The 16,649-nt window shown below is 72.1% G+C and carries 17 protein-coding genes; 9 read left to right on the plus strand and 8 right to left on the minus strand.

Going from position 1 to position 16,649, the window contains the following annotated elements; translation table 11 throughout:
* Positions 1 to 35 precede the first annotated feature (35 nt).
* On the minus strand, positions 36 to 986 hold the full coding sequence (locus ACFVS6_RS35215) for an ABC transporter substrate-binding protein (protein WP_356875721.1): 951 nt from the start codon (positions 984 to 986) through the stop codon (positions 36 to 38).
* A gap of 525 nt (positions 987 to 1,511) precedes the next feature.
* Here ACFVS6_RS35215 and ACFVS6_RS35220 point away from each other — a divergent pair.
* The 4 genes from ACFVS6_RS35220 to ACFVS6_RS35235 all read left to right on the plus strand — a co-directional run bounded on the left by ACFVS6_RS35220 (position 1,512) and on the right by ACFVS6_RS35235 (position 4,690).
* Positions 1,512 to 2,714 carry an NADP-dependent malic enzyme gene (locus ACFVS6_RS35220; protein WP_389710510.1) on the plus strand — a complete coding sequence of 401 codons (1,203 nt, stop codon included), beginning with the start codon at positions 1,512 to 1,514 and terminating at the stop codon, positions 2,712 to 2,714.
* Positions 2,715 to 2,866: 152 nt separating this feature from the next.
* Positions 2,867 to 3,829: a zinc-binding dehydrogenase gene (locus ACFVS6_RS35225; RefSeq protein ID WP_389710512.1), complete on the plus strand. Its 963-nt coding sequence runs from the start codon at positions 2,867 to 2,869 to the stop codon at positions 3,827 to 3,829.
* A 91-nt stretch (positions 3,830 to 3,920) separates the two neighbouring features.
* Positions 3,921 to 4,130: a helix-turn-helix domain-containing protein gene (locus ACFVS6_RS35230; RefSeq protein ID WP_079429728.1), complete on the plus strand. Its 210-nt coding sequence runs from the start codon at positions 3,921 to 3,923 to the stop codon at positions 4,128 to 4,130.
* Positions 4,130 to 4,690: a Clp protease N-terminal domain-containing protein gene (locus tag ACFVS6_RS35235; protein WP_389710514.1), complete on the plus strand. Its 561-nt coding sequence runs from the start codon at positions 4,130 to 4,132 to the stop codon at positions 4,688 to 4,690. The genes ACFVS6_RS35230 and ACFVS6_RS35235 overlap by 1 nt, the downstream gene beginning before the upstream one ends.
* A 91-nt stretch (positions 4,691 to 4,781) precedes the next feature.
* Here the strand turns inward: ACFVS6_RS35235 and ACFVS6_RS35240 are convergent, their stop codons facing one another.
* From ACFVS6_RS35240 to ACFVS6_RS35250, 3 genes are all read right to left on the minus strand, one after another.
* Complete coding sequence (locus tag ACFVS6_RS35240; protein WP_389710516.1) at positions 4,782 to 5,723, minus strand: helix-turn-helix transcriptional regulator; 942 nt, start codon at positions 5,721 to 5,723, stop codon at positions 4,782 to 4,784.
* A 1-nt stretch (position 5,724) separates the two neighbouring features.
* On the minus strand, positions 5,725 to 6,642 hold the full coding sequence (locus ACFVS6_RS35245; RefSeq protein ID WP_389710518.1) for a DUF4097 domain-containing protein: 918 nt from the start codon (positions 6,640 to 6,642) through the stop codon (positions 5,725 to 5,727).
* Positions 6,643 to 6,917: 275 nt separating this feature from the next.
* Positions 6,918 to 7,850: a LysR substrate-binding domain-containing protein gene (locus tag ACFVS6_RS35250; RefSeq protein WP_389710520.1), complete on the minus strand. Its 933-nt coding sequence runs from the start codon at positions 7,848 to 7,850 to the stop codon at positions 6,918 to 6,920.
* 206 nt (positions 7,851 to 8,056) lie between these two features.
* Here ACFVS6_RS35250 and snpA point away from each other — a divergent pair, with 206 nt between their 5' ends.
* On the plus strand, positions 8,057 to 8,713 hold the full coding sequence (gene snpA / locus ACFVS6_RS35255; protein ID WP_389710521.1) for a snapalysin: 657 nt from the start codon (positions 8,057 to 8,059) through the stop codon (positions 8,711 to 8,713).
* Between the two features lie 219 nt (positions 8,714 to 8,932).
* On the opposite strand, the gene ACFVS6_RS35260 is transcribed toward snpA, so the two are convergent.
* The 4 genes from ACFVS6_RS35260 to ACFVS6_RS35275 all read right to left on the minus strand — a co-directional run bounded on the left by ACFVS6_RS35260 (position 8,933) and on the right by ACFVS6_RS35275 (position 12,885).
* Positions 8,933 to 9,517: a dihydrofolate reductase family protein gene (locus ACFVS6_RS35260; RefSeq protein WP_389710523.1), complete on the minus strand. Its 585-nt coding sequence runs from the start codon at positions 9,515 to 9,517 to the stop codon at positions 8,933 to 8,935.
* Between the two features lie 111 nt (positions 9,518 to 9,628).
* The gene (locus tag ACFVS6_RS35265) at positions 9,629 to 10,222 is read right to left on the minus strand and encodes a GNAT family N-acetyltransferase (RefSeq protein ID WP_389710525.1); all 594 of its coding nucleotides are present in this window, start codon (positions 10,220 to 10,222) and stop codon (positions 9,629 to 9,631) included.
* Positions 10,223 to 10,432: 210 nt separating this feature from the next.
* Entirely contained in the window at positions 10,433 to 11,479 is a 1,047-nt protein-coding gene (locus ACFVS6_RS35270; RefSeq protein WP_389710527.1) for a family 2 encapsulin nanocompartment cargo protein polyprenyl transferase, read from the minus strand.
* Positions 11,479 to 12,885, minus strand: coding sequence for a family 2B encapsulin nanocompartment shell protein (locus ACFVS6_RS35275; protein WP_389710529.1), 1,407 nt, complete (start codon positions 12,883 to 12,885; stop codon positions 11,479 to 11,481). The genes ACFVS6_RS35270 and ACFVS6_RS35275 overlap by 1 nt, the downstream gene beginning before the upstream one ends.
* Positions 12,886 to 13,132: 247 nt before the next feature.
* Between ACFVS6_RS35275 and ACFVS6_RS35280 the strand changes: the two genes are divergently transcribed.
* The 4 genes from ACFVS6_RS35280 to ACFVS6_RS35295 all read left to right on the plus strand — a co-directional run bounded on the left by ACFVS6_RS35280 (position 13,133) and on the right by ACFVS6_RS35295 (position 16,607).
* Positions 13,133 to 13,591, plus strand: a complete 459-nt coding sequence (locus ACFVS6_RS35280) for an RrF2 family transcriptional regulator (protein ID WP_389710531.1) — start codon at positions 13,133 to 13,135, stop codon at positions 13,589 to 13,591.
* Positions 13,592 to 13,761: 170 nt separating this feature from the next.
* Entirely contained in the window at positions 13,762 to 14,958 is a 1,197-nt protein-coding gene (locus ACFVS6_RS35285) for a globin domain-containing protein (protein ID WP_389710533.1), read from the plus strand.
* Between the two features lie 125 nt (positions 14,959 to 15,083).
* Positions 15,084 to 15,674, plus strand: coding sequence for an N-acetylmuramoyl-L-alanine amidase (locus ACFVS6_RS35290; protein WP_389710535.1), 591 nt, complete (start codon positions 15,084 to 15,086; stop codon positions 15,672 to 15,674).
* A gap of 39 nt (positions 15,675 to 15,713) precedes the next feature.
* Positions 15,714 to 16,607: a 1-aminocyclopropane-1-carboxylate deaminase/D-cysteine desulfhydrase gene (locus ACFVS6_RS35295; protein WP_389710537.1), complete on the plus strand. Its 894-nt coding sequence runs from the start codon at positions 15,714 to 15,716 to the stop codon at positions 16,605 to 16,607.
* Positions 16,608 to 16,649: the final 42 nt, after the last annotated feature.

Consider the following 16,649-nt stretch of genomic DNA (forward strand, 5'->3'; position numbering starts at 1 on the left):
AATGACTGCCCTTCAGTGGTGCGCTCGCTCGGGAGTCACTTGCCTGCGTTGATCGTGGCGGACGGCACGGCGCTGTCCTTCACGTTCCACTTCTCCAGGACCTTGGCGTAGGAGCCGTCCTTGATGATGGCGTCGAGCGCTTCCTTGATGGCGTCGCGGAGCTGCGTGTTCTCCTTGGAGACCGCGATGCCGAAGAGGCCGACGTCGGCCTGCTGGCCGGCGACCTCGAAGTCGTTGCCGCCGCCCGAGGTCTTCGCGGTGTAGGCGGTGACCGGGAAGTCGTTCAGGTCGGCCACGGCGCCGCCGGCCTTGACGCGGGTCTGCGCCTCGGCGTCGGTGTCGAAGGCCTCGATGGTGAGCTTCTTGTCGCCGCACTTCTCGGCCTGCGCCTTGAAGGTGTCCTCGTACGTGGTGCCGCGCTGGACGGCGACCGTCTTGCCGCAGAGGTCGTCGAGCGACTTGATGTTGTCCGGGTTGCCCTTCTTGACCAGGAGCGAGACGCCGGAGGAGAAGTAGTCGACGAAGTCGACGCCCTTGCCGATCTTGGCGCCCTTGTCGTCCAGGCCCTCCTGGCGCTTCTTGTTGTCGGTGATCGACGACATGGCGACGTCCTGGCGGCCCGTCTCCAGCGAGGTGATCAGGCCGTCGAAGGTGCCGGAGGTGAACTGGAACTTCACACCGAGCTGCTTGCCCAGGGCGTCGGCGATGTCGGGGTCGACACCGACGATCTTGCCGCCGTCGACGAACTCCATCGGGGCGTAGGCGGTGTCGGAACCGACCTTGACGACACCGGCGTCCTGGATCTTCTTCGGCAGCTTCGAGAACAGCGGGGCGCTGTTGTCGGTCTTGGCCGAGGGGGTCGAGGAGCCAGAGTCGGTCTGGTCGCCACAGCCCGTGAGGATCAGGGCACCGGTGACCGCGATCGCGCCGACCGCGGCGATCCGGGACCGGGCGGCGGTCGTACGACGGGTGGTGCTTGCGGTCATGAGCTGGTTCCTCCGGCAGGTGGAAAAGCATCCGAGAACGGTCGGGGCACGCACCATCGAGTGTCGCGACCTTGTGTGATTACGGCATCTTGCCATTCGGACTGACGCATTCAGGCTGCCCATAAGGTCAAAATCAGATAACGGGCGCACCCGATCACCCAACAGGACTGCGGGGAACGGCTGTCAGCGCCGCACAAAAGCCTGTGACCAGCCTCTTTCGCCTCAGTTTTTGCGGCGCGTCTCGTCTGCTGGACATCGAGGTTTGGACTTTTAGCCAAAACCCGGACAAGGAGCCTACGATCGTGCGGGAATCGACTCGTCCGGCCGAGCGTTCTTCGGGTAGAACAGATCCTTACACCCCTCATCCGGGGCTCAGGGCGCGCGTGCGGCGCGCCCGCGCGTACGAACCTCCCCTCCGCGGAGACGGTCCAACCGTCGACGAGGAGCACGGACGCGGTGCCCGCCCACCCCTTAACCAGGAGTGGCCACCCTCAACGATTCAAAGGACTTAAGGGGTCACACAAAGTGGCAGCGGAGATCGTCAACCCTCGCAGTGACAGCGCGACGGACAACAACCCCGACGCGGTGTTCGCACTGCACCGGGGCGGCAAGATGGCCATCCAGGCCACCGTGCCCGTCCTCAACAAGGACGACCTGTCCCTCGCGTACACCCCCGGCGTGGCGAAGGTGTGCAGCGCCATCGCCGAGCAGCCGGACCTGGTCAACGAGTACACCTGGAAGTCCAACGTGGTCGCCGTCGTCACCGACGGCACTGCGGTGCTCGGACTCGGTGACATCGGCCCGGAAGCCTCCCTCCCCGTGATGGAGGGCAAGGCCATTCTCTTCAAGCAGTTCGGCGGCGTGGACGCGGTTCCGATCGCACTCGCCACCAAGGACACGGACGAGATCATCGAGACGGTCATCCGTCTCGCTCCGTCCTTCGGCGGGGTCAACCTGGAGGACATCTCCGCGCCCCGCTGCTTCGAGATCGAGCGGCGCCTCCAGGAGGCGCTGGACATCCCGATCTTCCACGACGACCAGCACGGCACGGCCATCGTGACGCTGGCCGCCATGCGCAACGCCGCCAAGCTCACCGGGCGCACCCTCGGCGACCTGCGGGCCGTCATCTCGGGCGCCGGCGCCGCGGGCATCGCCATCGCCAAGATCCTGGTGGACGCGGGCATCGGCGACGTCTGCGTCACCGACCGCAAGGGCGTCGTCTCGGCGGACCGCTCGGACCTGACGGACGTCAAGGCCGAGATCGCGGGCCTGACCAACAAGACGGGCAGGACCGGCTCGCTGGAGCAGGCGCTGGCCGGCGCGGACGTCTTCATCGGCGTCTCCGGCGGCACGGTGCCCGAGGAGGCGGTGGCCTCGATGGCGAAGGACGCGTTCGTCTTCGCCATGGCCAACCCGAACCCGGAGGTCCACCCGGACGTCGCGCACAAGTACGCGGCGGTCGTGGCGACGGGCCGTTCGGACTTCCCGAACCAGATCAACAACGTGCTGGCCTTCCCGGGCATCTTCGCCGGGGCCCTCAAGGTCCGCGCGACCCGGATCACCGAAGGCATGAAGATCGCCGCCGCCGACGCCATCGCCGGCGTCGTGGGTGACGAGCTCGCCGCCGACTACGTGATCCCGTCGCCGTTCGACGCGCGCGTCGCCGAGGCCGTCTCGGCCGCGGTCGCCGCCGCGGCGAAGGCCGACGGAGTGGCCCGCCTGGTCTGATCCACGCGGAACACAGCACTACGGGTGAGGCCCGGCCGGAACGTTCCGGCCGGGCCTCACCCCTTTCGGCGCCCGGCCCGTGCGACGAAGGCCTCACGACCCGGCCCCGGTAGGTCTGGAATCCCGACCCTACCGAGCGGTAGCGTCACGGCATGTTCGCTGCCTACGCCGCCAAGATCGACCGTGACCAGCCGCTGAGCGGCCTCGTACTGGGCGAACGCCCGGCGCCGGAGGCCCGTCCGGGCTGGGTCACCGTCGACGTCCGCGCCGCCTCCCTCAACCACCACGACCTGTGGTCGCTGCGCGGGGTCGGCCTCTCCGGGGACAAGCTCCCGATGATCCTCGGTTGCGACGCCGCCGGGATCGACCAGGACGGCAACGAGGTCGTCCTGCACTCCGTGATCGGCCAGAGCGGCCACGGCGTCGGCCCGGACGAGCCCCGGTCGATCCTGACCGAGCGCTACCAGGGCACCTTCGCCGAGCAGGTGACCGTCCCCGCCTGGAACGTCCTGCGCAAGCCGGCCGAGCTGTCCTTCGCGGAGGCCGCCTGCCTGCCCACGGCCTGGCTGACGGCGTACCGGATGCTCTTCACCAACGCCGGGGTGCGCCCCGGTGACTCCGTCCTCGTCCAGGGCGCCGGCGGCGGGGTCGCCACCGCCGCGATCGTCCTCGGCCGGGCGGCGGGCCTGCGGGTCTTCACGACCAGCCGGGACGCCGCCAAGCGCGAGCGGGCCGTGGAACTGGGCGCGACGGAGGCGTTCGAGCCCGGCGCACGGCTCCCGCACCGGGTGGACGCGGTCATCGAGACCGTGGGCGCCGCCACCTGGTCGCACTCCATCAAGTCGCTGCGCCCGGGCGGCACCCTGGTGATCTCCGGCGCCACCAGCGGCGACCGGCCCGCGCACGCCGAGCTGACGCGCATCTTCTTCCTGGAGCTGAAGGTCGTCGGCTCGACCATGGGCACCAAGGACGAGCTGGAGGACCTGCTGTCCTTCTGCGCCGCCACCGGCGTGCGGCCCGTCATCGACGAGGTGCTGCCCCTGGACCGGGCGCGCGAGGGCTTCGAGAAGCTGGAATCGGGCGACCTGTTCGGCAAGGTCGTGCTCACGGTCTGACCCCCCGGCGCGGGCACTCCCGCGCCGCCGCACCGCCCCCGTTCGTCAATGAAGGTTGACAGCCCTCCCTTGTCAACCTACATTGACATGCATGACGGAAGCCACCGACCTCGCCGAACGAGCAGGAGACCGGGACCCCCGTGTGGGCCTGCGGGCCGTTGCCGCGCTCCGGCGGCTGCTTGAGCAGCTGGAGACCGTGCAGGTGCGCAGCGCCCGCGCCCAGGGCTGGTCCTGGCAGGAGATCGCGGCCGAGCTGGGCGTCAGCCGGCAGGCCGTGCACAAGAAACACGGGAGGCTCTGATGTTCGAACGCTTCACCCGGGACGCCCGCGACGCGGTGTCGGGGGCGGTCACGGAGGCACGCCGGACCGGCGCCTCCACCGTGGCCGAGGAACACCTGCTGCTCTCCCTGTTGGCCCTGGGCGCCCTCGACCCCCTGGGCGTGGACCGGGAGTCGGTGACGGCCGCCCTCGCCGAAGCCCGGCGCCGCGGGGGCATGTCCCGGGCCGACGAGGAGGCGCTGGCCGGGCTCGGCATCGACCTCGGGGAGATCGTCTCCCGGATCGAGGAGAGCCACGGCTCGGGAGCACTGACCCCGGCCGCCCCGCGCCGGCGGACCCTGGGCTCCTCGCTGCGCTCGGTGCTCGGGCGCCCGGATCCCGAGCAGCGCCACTTCCCCTTCACCCAGGGCGCCAAGAAGGCCCTGGAGCAGTCCCTGCGGATCGCCCTGGGCCGCAAGGACCGTCACATCGGCACCCTGCACCTGCTGCTGGCCCTGCTCTCGCGACCCGGCACGGTCGCCGAGGTCCTCGCGGACCACGGCGTCACGTACGCGACGGCGGAGCGGAGCCTGGCCGCCTGACCGGCGGCCACCGGCGGGTTCTGGGGCGTGTTCTAGAAGTCCCGCCCGGCCCGCGGCCTCCGGGCGCCCGGCGCTACTTCCAGAACACCCCCTAGGCCCCCGGGCGCAGCCCCGCCGCGATGCGGGTCGCGGCCGCCGCGAGGTGGGCACGGGCCTCGGCCAGCTGGGCCGGGGTCACGCCGTGGTCGCGGGCCGCGTCGCGCACGTCGTCGCGGAACCGGTCCAGCAGCCGGTCCAGGTCCCGCGCCGGGTCGGACCCGGCCGTCAGGTCCTCGGCCCACCCGTGGTCCGGGGTCGTCGCCCCGCCGGCCCGGGCCGCACCACCGTGGTCGGTGTCGCCCCCGTGACCCGCGTGGCCGCCGTGACCCGCGTGACCCCCGTTGCCGCCCAGCCAGGCACCGGCCAGGTTGCCGAGGACCCCGCCCGGCTTCGTGAACTGCTCCTGGAGCTGCGCGGCGATCCGCTGGACCTCCTCGCGGGCCCGCTCCTGCGCCTCCTTGGCCTGACGGCGCGCCTGCTGGGCCTCCTCACGGGCCCGGCGGCTCTCGTCCTTCGCCCGGCGCGCCTGTTCCTTCCACTCGGCCTTGGCCTTGCGGAGCTCCTCCTTGGCCGCCTTCCAGGACTCGTCCTCGACCTGGGTCGCCGTCGCGGAGGCCGCGGCCGCCGCCCGCATCTCGCGCCGCAGGTCACCGGCGGCGCCCCGGACGTCGTCACGGATCTCGGCCGCGAGCTCGGAGACCGAGTCGCGGATCTCCAGCTCCAGGTCGGCGAGTTCACCGACCCGGTCGGCGAGCTCGGCGCGGCCCGCCTCGGTGATCGAGTACACCTTGCGCCCGCCCTCGGTGGCGTGGGTGACGAGCCCCTCGGCCTCCAGCTTGGCCAGCCGGGGGTACACGGTGCCCGCGGACGGCGCGTACAGGCCCTGGAAGCGCTCCTCCAGCAGTCGGATCACCTCGTACCCGTGGCGCGGGGCCTCGTCGAGCAGCTTGAGGAGGTAGAGGCGGAGGCGGCCGTGGGCGAAGACGGGGGGCATGTCAGAGCACCTTCTTGTCGAGCTGGAGGGGGGCGTCGGCCTCGGCCTGGGGGCGGCGCAGGAGCGCGATGGCACCGGAGACGGTGGTGGCCCGCAGAGTGCCCGCGCCCGTGCCCAGGGTGCCGGTGATCCGCTTGGCGCCGAACTGGCCCGAGACCCGCAGGTCCTCGAAGGCGTTGGAGACGCCGCCGGTGGCGGTGTTGGCCTCCACCTTGGCGTCGGCGGGGTGCGGGAGACGGATGGCGACCTCCCCGGAGACCGAGTTCAGGAAGATGTCCACCGGCTTCGGCGCGGCCGCGTCCGGGGCGAGGTCGATGAGCATGTCACCGCTGACCGAGTCGGCCCGTACGTTGCCGCCGGAGCCGTCGACCACCGTCAGCCCGCCGGAGACCGAGTGGAAGCCCAGCTCACCCGTGACGGACTGCGCCTCGACGCTGCCCGAGACCGTGTGCGCCTTGATCCGGCCGGAGAGTCCGACGAGCGTCGTGTCGCCCGAGACCCCGTTGACGTCGACCGGGCCCCCGATGCCGGACACGAAGGTCGCGGCGCTCACGGCGGCCACCTGGACGCGGGTGCCGGCGGGTACGGCGACGGTCACGGTGACGCTGCGCTCCCATGCCTTGCGGCCGTCCTCGGAGGAGCCGGACCAGGCCTTCCACGGCTTGCCCTCGAACCACTTCTTGAAGCCCTGCGCGCCGTTCCAGGGGAGGTCCTCGTAGGAGAGGGTGAGCGCCCCGCCCTCCTGCACCACGTGCAGCGGCGGCCCGTCCACCTCGGCGACCTCCAGTCGGGCCGGCCCCTCGTCGGCGGCGACCACGTTGACCGTGCCGCCGACGACGCGGACGCGCAGCTCCGTCACCGGCTGCTCGAAGTCGAGCTTCTGGGGTGCGGCGACGGACCACGTCATCTGCTCTGTCATGGTGCTGCTCCTCCTCGTGGACGACGCACGCAACATATCGCGTCTCGTGAGAACACGATATATCGCGGCTGGGGGAAGTCAAGCAGCATGTCGCGATACAACGGAACCCGGCCCGTGGCCGATGGCCACCGGAACCGGGCTCGGAGGGGGGCGGGTGGGTGGGCGTGCGGCGGGGTGGATGGCGGGCGGGTGGCGGCGCCGGGGTGGGTGGGACCGGACGAGAGGGCGGTAGGGCTGTAGGGCTGCAGGGCTGCAGGGCTGCAGGGCTGCAGGGCTCAGGCCACCAGCAGTCGGTTCCCGTGGTGCCGGAGCCACGCCCGGTACGGGGGCGTGCTCAGGGCGACTTCGCGGTAGGCCGCGCGGAGGTCCTCGAAGACCTCCGCGTGCGCGCCCGGCCGCGTCGCGAGCAGCAGCCGCACGGCGAGGGGGTCCCCCGACAGCGGCCTGATGGCCATGTCCTCCCGCGGTCCGGACGTGGGCTGGCAGGGCGCCACCGCCTCGCCCGAGATGATCAGGGAGGTCGCCGTGTGGTAGTCGGCGTGCAGGACGGGCGGGTCGAGACCGGCCCCGGCGAACACCCTGCGCAGCCCGTCCCACTCACCGTCGACGGAGGGATCGACGGTCCACCGGTCCCGCGCCAGGTCCGCCAGCTTCACGATGGGCGAGCTCGCCGCCGGATGGTCCCGGGACATGGAGACGAACTGCGGCTCGCGTTCCATCAGCACGTGCAGTTGCAGCCCGGCCGGCACCCGGAGCGGGCTGCCCTCCACCTCGTGGACGAACGCCACGTCCAGTTGGCCGGCGTCCACCATCCGCAGCAGGGCGTTGGCCGAGACGTCGACGACCAGCGAGGTCTCCGCGTCCGGATGTCTTCGGTGGAGCCTGCGCAGCCAACCCGGCAGGGCCCGGCTCGCGGTCGAACCGATCCGGAGCCGGGGCCCGTGGGCCGCCGCCCGCGCCTCCGCGACCAACGCGGCCATCTCGGCCAATAAGGGCCGCGCCCGCCCGAGTACCGTGCGTCCGAACGGCGTTGGCCGACAGCCCGTGCGCTCGCGCAGGAACAGCTCGCCGTCCAGGGCCCGTTCGATCCTCCGCAGTTGGGTCGTCAGCGAGGGCTGGCTCACGCCGAGCTGCCGCGCCGCCTTGTGCAGACTGCCGGCGTCGGCGATGGCGCACAGCGCGCGCAGGTGCCTCACCTCAAGCTCCATGACCCGAGAGTAGGGCGGCGCCGGTGGCCCGCACCAGCCGCCGATAGCCCCCCGAATCGCGCCATTCTCACGCCAGTTGGCCTCCCGAAAACTTCCCGATAGGCCGGTGTTATCGGGCTCTGACATCATCCGCCGGCCCCATCCGCTCCCGCAGACTCCGGTACCGAACCACCACCCCCACACCGGATGAGTAGGAGCTCCCCCACATGCGCCACTCCCGCAAGGCCACGCTGGCCTCCGCCGTCGGCCTCGGCGTCGCCGCCGCGCTCGGCGGCATCGTCCCCACCGCCACCGCCGCCACCCCCGCCGGCTCCCCGTCCTCCTACGCGGCGTACGAGCGCTCGCAGGAGAACGAGAACGCCAACCGCGCCTTCTTCGACGCCGTGCAGCGCTCGGTGGCCGAGCAGCGCGCGGCGAACCCGGGCGCCCTCGCGGTGACCGTCACCTACAACACCCGCAGCGCGCCCAGCTTCCGCACCCAGATAGCCAACTCCACGCGGATCTGGAACAGCTCGGTGGCCAACGTGAAGCTGCAGGAGGTGGCCTCCGGCGGGAACTTCTCGTACCGCGAGGGCAACGACTCCCGCGGTTCGTACGCGAGCACGGACGGGCACGGACGGGGCTACATCTTCCTGGACTACCGGCAGAACCAGCAGTACAACTCCACCCGGGTGACCTCGCACGAGACCGGTCACGTGCTGGGGCTGCCGGACCACTACTCGGGTCCGTGCAGCGAGCTGATGTCGGGCGGCGGCCCGGGCACCTCGTGCCAGAACGCCACCCCGAACAGCGCGGAGCGCTCCCGCGTGAACCAGCTCTGGGCGAACGGTCTGGCCGCGTCGGGCCTCGGCTCGAAGGGCTGACGGACCGCCGTACGGTCTCCCCGCGGCCCCTCCGGAGGCGCCCCGCCGGGCCTCCGGAGGTGCCCCACCGATGTCCGGCCGGCGTCTCGACGGGGCTCCCGCGGGCCGGGCACGTCTGCTGCTCGTGCCCGGCCCGCGGGGCCGACCGTCCCTCGTGCGCGTGCTTCGGGGCCACCGGTCACGCGTCCGCGGCGGTCCGGTTCCCGCGGGCTCGGCGGGTCAGCGCTTGACGGTGTAGCCGGTGATCGTCTGACCGCCGCCGAGGACGGTGCAGCCGGTCAGCTCCAGCGGGCGCACGCCGAAGCCGGCCCGGGACATCGGCATGCCGGTCCCCACGACGACCGGGTAGGTCTTGACGACGTACTCGTCGATCTCGTCGGCGAGCTGCCCGGCGAGGTCCGCGCCGCCGCACAGCCAGATGCCGAGCCCGTCCCGCGCCTTGAGCTCGCGGACCTTCTCGACCACGTCCCCGGCGATCAGCGTCACCTGCGGGTCGGGGCTCTCGGCGAGGCCGCGCGAGACGACGTACTGCTCGCGCATGTGGCCGTAGGGGCTGGTCATGCCCACCTTGAGGCCCGGCTCGTAGGTGCGACGACCCATGAGGACCGCGTCGAACCGCTTCGGGGCGGCGTCCTCGATGCCGAGCCGGGTTCGACCGAGCGCGGAGATCGTCTCCGGGTACTCGGCCGTCAGGTGGCCGATGAACTCGGGGTCGAGGAAGGAGAGGAGGAAATCGGCGTCGCCGTCGGGGGCTCCGATGAAGCCGTCGACCGTGGTGGCGATGAAGTACGTGAGCTTGCGCAAGCGATTCTCTTCCACTGGACAGTGCCACCGCTCCGCGGCACGTCAAGCAAAGTACTTCACATGAAGTACTTTGCCTAGCTCCTTTTCCGCGGAACCCGGGACGCGAGCGCCTCAGCCCTGCGGCTTGCGCCACATGGGCCACATCGGGGGTCCGTCGGGCAGCTGCACCGTCCGGCCCGTGAACTCCCAGCCCAGCCGCTCGTACAGGCGCATGCTGCGCTCGCTGCTCGCCTCCAGGTACGCGGCCACCCCGTCGCGGTCGCAGCGTTCCAGCACCGGCCGGATCAGCTCGGTGCCGAGCCCCTCGCCCTGCCGGTCCGGAGCGACGGCGATCATCAGCAGGTACTCGTGCTCCTCGGCGGTCGGATGGACCTCCCCGGTCAACCGGCCGACCAGCTCGCAGCGCTCGTTGCCGGGGTCGGCCACCGCGCGCATCCGCGCCGGCACCTCGTCCTCGCCCTCCGGCTCGCCCGCCGGAACCCGCAGCCACAGCGCGGCCGCCGCACCGTCGGCGGTGCGCTCGATCCGCCCCTCCTCCAGGGCCACGTCCACGAAGACGCCGAGGAACTTGCCGTGCACGGCGGCCCGGTGCTCCGGATCGGGGAAGACCCAGGTGCTGACCGGGTCGTCCCGGAAGGCCTCGTCGAGCAGCCGCGCCACCGCGTCCCGCTCGGAATGATCCGCTTGGCGTATCTCCAGCACCACAGGTCACACCCTTCACTCACGTGTCAACAACCGTGAACGATCCTAGAGTTGACCCTCCGACGCAGAAAGGCCTGTTCCGGCACCACCACGGTGCCGGAACAGGCCTCGGGCCCGGGAGCCCGCGCGAGCCGCCGCGCCCGACGCGAGCAGCTCGACGTCAGCAGCTCGACGCGCGCGCTCGTCGTGGGCGCCCGGCCCCGCCCTACGCGTTCACCGCGTGCGCCGCGTGACGAACTCCGCCAGCGCCAACAGTCCGCCCGCCGCCGCGAGGTCCGGGACGGCGCGCGACAGTTCCTGCACCGCCCGGCCCATCCGGTCGGCGGCATGGGCCTGCGCCCAGTCACGGCCGCCCGCCCGGTCCACCGCCCGGGCCGCCTCCCGCACGTCGTCGGCGGTCATCGGGCCCGCGTACAGGGCCGCGAGGTCGGCCCCCGCCTCGGTGCCCGAGGTGAGGGCGGCCACGACCGGGAGGGACTTCTTGCGCGCGACCAGGTCGGCCCCGGCCGGTTTGCCGGTGTGTCCCGGGTCCCCCCAGATGCCGATCAGGTCGTCGATCAGCTGGAAGGCCAGCCCGGCCTCCCGGCCGAAGGCGTCCATCGCGTCGACCTCCTCCGGCCCGGCGCCGGCGTACAGCGCGCCGAGGGCGCACGCGCAGCCGAGCAGGGCCCCGGTCTTGGCCGTGGCCATCGTCAGGCACTCGTCGAGGGACACGTCGGGCCGCCGCTCGAAGGCGCAGTCCGCCTGCTGCCCCGCGCAGAGCTCGATGACGCAGGCCGCGAGCCGGGCCGAGGCCGCCGCCGAGGCCGGGTGCGGGTCCTCGGCGAGCTGCCGCAGCGCGAGCGCCATCATGGCGTCGCCCGTGATGACCGCGTCCGGGATGCCGAAGACGGTCCAGGCCGTGGCCCGGCCGCGCCGCCGGACGTCCTTGTCGATGACGTCGTCGTGCAGCAGCGTGAAGTTGTGCGCCAACTCCACGGCCACCGCCGCCCGTACGGCGTCCTCGGCGACCCCGGGCGGCCCGCCCACGGCCTGCGCCGAGGCCAGCACGAGCGCCGGCCGGATGGCCTTGCCCGCGTTGCCCGCCGCCGGAGTGCCGTCCGCCTCCTGCCAGCCGAAGTGGTACATCGCCACGTCCCGCATGGAGCCCGGCAGGCTCTCGACGGTACGGCGCAGCCACGGATTGACCGTCTCCCTCGTGCGCTCCAGCAGGACCGCGGCTTCCTGCCCCTCGCCCGCGGCGAGGGCGTTGGGGGTCATCAGCGCCAGCGGCCGATCTCGACGTTCTCCAGGACGCCGAGCGCGTCCGGGACGAGCACCGCGGCGGAGAAGTAGGCGGTGACCAGGTACGAGATGATCGCCTGCTCGCTGATGCCCATGAAGCGCACCGACAGGCTCGGCTCGATCTCGTCGGGGATCCCCGGCTGGTGCAGGCCGATCACGCCCTGCTCCTCCTCGCCGGTGCGCATGCACAGGATCGAGGTCGTACGGGCGTCGCTGATCGGGATCTTGTTGGACGGGAAGATCGGCACGCCGCGCCAGGAGGGCACCCGGTTGCCGCCGATGTCGATGGCCTCGGGGTACAGGCCGCGCTTGTTGCACTCGCGGCCGAAGGCGGCGATGGCCTTGGGGTGCGCGAGGAACATCTTGGAGCCGCGGCGCATGCTCAGCAGCTGGTCCATGTCGTCGGGCGTGGGCGCGCCGTCGTGGGGCTGGATGCGCTGGTCGTAGTCGGCGTTGTGGAGCAGGCCGAAGTCGCGGTTGTTGAGCATCTCGTGCTCCTGGCGCTCGCGCAGCGCCTCGACCGTGAGCCGCAACTGCTGCTCGGTCTGGTTCATCGGCTGGTTGTACAGGTCGGCGACGCGGGTGTGGACGCGCAGGACCGTTTGCGCGATGGAGAGCTCGTATTCGCGCGGTCGGCCCTCGTAGTCGACGAAGGTGCCGGGGAGCACGGCCTCGCCCTGGTGGCCGGCGGAGAGGTCGATCGCGGCCTCGCCGTACTTGTTGGTGCGCTGGGCGGGCTGGGTGCGGACGTTCTCGACGTGCTCGCGCAGGGAGTCGACCCGGTCCGCGAGGAGCAGGAAGTCCTGGCGGGAGAGGACGAGGGCGGTGCCGGGGGTGGCGGCGCGGGCCGTGTACTCCCAGATGGCCTCGCCGTCGGTGAGGGCGTCCTCGCCGAAGTAGGCGCCGTCGGCGACGGTCCGCAGGACGGCGTCCTCGCCGTAGGGGCCGGGGCCGACGTGGTCGATGCGGCCGTGGGCGAGCAGGAAGACCCTGTCGGAGGTGTTGCCGAAGGAGGTGAGCTCCTGACCGGGCTCGAAGTCGATCTGCTGGCACCGGTTGGCGAGTTCGGTGAGGACCGCCTCGTCGTCGTAGTCGCGCAGCAGCGGCAGTTCCCCGAGTTCGGCGGGGATGACCTGGACCTGGGTCCCGGTCTTGATGAACTCCACGCGTCCGTCGCCGACCGAGTAGCTCAGTCGGCGGTTGACGCGGTACGTACCACCCTGCACGGGGACCCACGGGAGCATCTTCAGGAGCCACCGCGAGGTGATCTCCTGCATCTGCGGCGCGGACTTGGTCGTGGTTGCCAAGTTCCGTGCGGCCGAGGTGCCGAGACTGCGCTGCGGTGTCTGGGCTTCGGTTTCGGAACCTGCCTGGACCGACATGTCTTTCCCCTTCGATCACTCCATGGATATGCGGTACGAAAGCCTTCCAGTACGCAACGCAGCCGGACCATTACACAAAAGGGTGGGACTACTCCGTGTGGGTGTGGGCATGCTCTGCGGTCCGACCCGGCCGGAGGGGTCGACTCCGACGGCTGTTTCCGGCCATACCGTGCACACCGCCCGCTCCGATCGAGCGCGAACCCCGCTTTAACTTGCATCCAGGATGCAAGGTTTCTACGCTGTGGGCATGCGGCTGACGCGATTCACCGACCTGGCGCTGCGCGTCCTCATGCGCCTGGCCGTCGAGGAGACGGACCTCCCCACCACCCGGGAAGTGGCGGCGACCATGGAGGTTCCGTACACCCACACCGCCAAGGTGGTCGCCCGGCTCCAACACCTGGGGCTGGTCGAGGCGCGCCGGGGCCGGGGCGGCGGGCTGACGCTCACGCCTTCCGGACGCGCCGCCTCCATCGGCGGCGTGGTGCGCGAACTGGAGGGCGCCGGCGACGTCGTGGACTGCGACGGCGCCACTCCCTGTCCGCTGCGCGGCGCCTGCGTCCTGCGCGGCGCGCTGCGCCGGGCCCAGGAGGCGTTCTTCGCCGCACTGGACCCGCTCACGGTGAACGACCTGGTGGCGAGCCCGACGGGCCCGCTGCTCCTGAGCCTCTCGGGCGGATCCGGCGCCGGGCCGTCCGGCCCGGGCTGAGGCGGGGGCCGAAAGGCCCGCCACCACGGGCCGGATGGCCGGTTCGGTCCGCCGTTCGGCCCGCCTACGCTGGGATCCGAGGGGATCTCGAACGAATGTCCGCACCGCGACGGGCCCTTTTTTCGGCCCTTTAATACGCATGTCACATACCAATTAGGCGAGGAGCCCCCATGCTGTCCGAGAAGTCGACCGCGACCGTACGCGCCACCCTGCCCGCCGTCGGGGCGGCGATCGGCGACATCACGGAGCTCTTCTACAGCAAGCTGTTCACGGCCCACCCGGAACTGCTCCGCGACCTGTTCAACCGCGGCAACCAGAACGCGGGCCTCCAGAAGCAGGCACTGGCGGGCTCCATCGCCGCCTTCGCCACCCACCTCGTCGAGAACCCCGGCACCCGCCCCGACGTGATGCTCGGCCGCATCGCGCACAAGCACGCCTCGCTGGGCGTCACCCGCGAGCAGTACCCGGTCGTGCACACCCACCTCTTCGCCGCGATCGTCGAGATCCTCGGCGAAGCCGTCACCCCCGAGGTCGCCGAGGCCTGGGACGAGGTCTACTGGCTGATGGCGAACGCCCTCGTCGCCATCGAGGAGCGCCTCTACGCCGAGCAGCGGGTCCTCGCCGGGGACGTGTGGCGGGAGTGGACCGTGGCCGCGCGGGTCGAGGAGACGGCGGACTGCACCACCTTCCACCTGACCCCCGCCGACGGCGCCCCCGCACCCGACTTCCGGCCCGGTCAGTACGTCTCCGTCCAGGTCGAACTCCCCGACGGGGCCCGTCAGATCCGCCAGTACAGCCTCTCCCGGGCCCCCGGCTCGCCGGTCCGCGCGATCACCGTCAAGCGCGTGCACGGCCCGGCCGCCGGCGGCCCCGACGGCGAGGTCTCGAACCACCTGCATGCCCGGATCCGCACGGGCGACCGGCTCCGCGTCTCCGCCCCGTACGGGGACCTGGTCCTGCGGGACGGCTCCGCGCCGGTGCTGCTCGCCTCGGCCGGCATCGGCTGCACCCCTATGCTGTCGATGCTGGAGCACCTGGCCGAAACCGGGCACACCGCCCCCGTCACCGTCGTGCACGCAGACCGCTCCCCCGCCGACCACGCCCTGGGCGCCGACCACCGGGCCCTCACCCACAAGCTCGCCGACGCCTCGGCCCGCTTCTGGTACGAGGAGGCCGCCGAGCCGGGCGACGCCACCGGCCTCGTCGACCTGACGGACGTCCCGGTCGCCCCCGGCACCACCGCCTACCTGTGCGGACCACTGCCCTTCATGCGGGCGGTGCGCGGCCAGCTGATCGCCAAGGGCGTGCCGGCGTCGGACATCCACTACGAGGTGTTCGGCCCGGACCTGTGGCTGGCGTCGGCCTGACCGCCGGCCGGATCCGCTCGCTCACCGTACGAACGCCCTAGCCCCGGAAGGGTCGCCTCCACTACACCGGAACGTAACGAGGCGCACACGCAGTGTGTCTCTCACGCACCGCAAAGGAGGCGGCCATGGCCGCACCCATGTCCGCGGACCGTTTCATCAACGCACTCCGGAACGAAGGCCTGACCGTCGTCGAGGTCGGCTCCTGGCGCACCCACAACCGCAACCACAAGGGCCCCTGGGGTCCCGTGCACGGCGTGATGATCCACCACACCGTCACGCGCGGCACCCCGTACACCGTCGCCCTCTGCCGGGACGGACACGCGGACCTGCCCGGCCCGCTCTGTCACGGGGTGATCGCCAAGGACGGACGGGTCCACCTGGTCGGCCACGGCCGGACCAACCACGCCGGCTCCGGCGACTCCGACGTCCTCGCCGCGGTCATCGCCGAGAAGCGACTGCCCCCCGACCACAGCGCGGACACCGACGGCAACCGCCACTTCTACGGCTTCGAGTGCGAGAACCTCGGCGACGGCAAGGACCCCTGGCCCGCGGTACAGCTCGACGCCATCGCCCGCGCGGCCGCCGCCCTGTGCCGGGTGCACGGCTGGACCGCCCCGTCGGTCATCGGCCACCTCGAATGGCAGCCGGGCAAGGTCGACCCCAGGGGCTTCACGATGGCCTCGATGAGGGCCCGCGTGGCCGAACGCCTCAAGTGACCGGCCGCCCCGCGCCCCGCCCGGGCCGACAATGAAGGGGTGAGCCACCCCGAACTGTGTCCCCGTCCGCCGTCCCCGCTGGTCGAGGCGGCCGACGAGCGGTTCACCGCGCACGGGGTCCGACTGCTGCTCAAGCGGGACGACCTCGTGCACCCGGAGCTGCCCGGCAACAAGTGGCGCAAGCTCGCGCCCAACCTCCGGGCCGCCCTGGAGGCCGGGCACGAGGAGCTCGTCACCTTCGGCGGCGCCTACTCCAACCACCTGCTGGCCACCGCGGCGGCCGGCCGGCTGCTCGGCCTGCGCACCACCGGCATCGTGCGCGGGGACGAACTCGCCGGTCGGCCCCTCAACGACTCCCTCGCCCGGTGCGCGGCGGACGGCATGCGGTTGTGCTTCGTGACCCGGTCCGACTACCGCCGCAAGGCGGAGCCCGGGACCCGGGACCGGCTGCTGGCCGGGGCCGGCGCCTCCGGCGCGTACGTCGTCCCCGAGGGCGGCAGCAACGCCCTCGCCCTGCGGGGGTGCGCCGGACTGGGCCGCGAGCTGCGCGGCCAGGCCGACGTGGTGGCGGTGGCCTGCGGCACGGGCGGCACCCTCGCCGGCCTGGCCGCCGGCCTCGGCCCGGACGCGCGGGCCCTCGGCGTACCGGTCCTCGCGGGCGGTTTCCTGGGGGCGGGGATACGTTCCCTCCAGGAGGCCGCCTTCGGCGGGCCGGTCGGCGACTGGAGCCTGGCCGAGGGATTCGACCACGGCGGCTACGCCCGCGTCCCGGCCGCCCTGGAGGCCTTCGCCGCCGACTTCGGCGAGCGGCACGGGTTCCCCGTCGAGCGGATCTACGTGGCCAAGCTGCTGTGGGCGCTCGTCGCCCTCGCCGGGTCGGGCGCCTTCCCCCGGGGCACCACCCTGGCCGCCGTCATCACCGGCCGGCCGTGAACCGCCGCCGCTGCCGCCGCCGGTGGGGCCGTACCGGCGGCA

Origin of the sequence: Streptomyces sp. NPDC057939 (genome assembly GCF_042887545.1) — a bacterium.
Taxonomy (GTDB): Bacteria; Actinomycetota; Actinomycetes; order Streptomycetales; family Streptomycetaceae; genus Streptomyces.

What these genes read in the sequence shown, in the direction of transcription:
- ACFVS6_RS35225 (WP_389710512.1), top strand. Translation starts at nt 2,867, where the DNA reads ATGTTCGCTGCCTACGCCGCCAAGATCGACCGTGACCAGCCGCTGAGC.
- ACFVS6_RS35240 (WP_389710516.1), bottom strand. Translation starts at nt 5,723, where the DNA reads ATGCCCCCCGTCTTCGCCCACGGCCGCCTCCGCCTCTACCTCCTCAAG.
- ACFVS6_RS35230 (WP_079429728.1), top strand. Translation starts at nt 3,921, where the DNA reads ATGACGGAAGCCACCGACCTCGCCGAACGAGCAGGAGACCGGGACCCC.
- snpA (WP_389710521.1), top strand. Translation starts at nt 8,057, where the DNA reads ATGCGCCACTCCCGCAAGGCCACGCTGGCCTCCGCCGTCGGCCTCGGC.
- ACFVS6_RS35285 (WP_389710533.1), top strand. Translation starts at nt 13,762, where the DNA reads ATGCTGTCCGAGAAGTCGACCGCGACCGTACGCGCCACCCTGCCCGCC.
- ACFVS6_RS35245 (WP_389710518.1), bottom strand. Translation starts at nt 6,642, where the DNA reads ATGACAGAGCAGATGACGTGGTCCGTCGCCGCACCCCAGAAGCTCGAC.
- ACFVS6_RS35250 (WP_389710520.1), bottom strand. Translation starts at nt 7,850, where the DNA reads ATGGAGCTTGAGGTGAGGCACCTGCGCGCGCTGTGCGCCATCGCCGAC.
- ACFVS6_RS35270 (WP_389710527.1), bottom strand. Translation starts at nt 11,479, where the DNA reads ATGACCCCCAACGCCCTCGCCGCGGGCGAGGGGCAGGAAGCCGCGGTC.
- ACFVS6_RS35290 (WP_389710535.1), top strand. Translation starts at nt 15,084, where the DNA reads ATGGCCGCACCCATGTCCGCGGACCGTTTCATCAACGCACTCCGGAAC.
- ACFVS6_RS35235 (WP_389710514.1), top strand. Translation starts at nt 4,130, where the DNA reads ATGTTCGAACGCTTCACCCGGGACGCCCGCGACGCGGTGTCGGGGGCG.
- ACFVS6_RS35215 (WP_356875721.1), bottom strand. Translation starts at nt 986, where the DNA reads ATGACCGCAAGCACCACCCGTCGTACGACCGCCGCCCGGTCCCGGATC.
- ACFVS6_RS35275 (WP_389710529.1), bottom strand. Translation starts at nt 12,885, where the DNA reads ATGTCGGTCCAGGCAGGTTCCGAAACCGAAGCCCAGACACCGCAGCGC.
- ACFVS6_RS35280 (WP_389710531.1), top strand. Translation starts at nt 13,133, where the DNA reads ATGCGGCTGACGCGATTCACCGACCTGGCGCTGCGCGTCCTCATGCGC.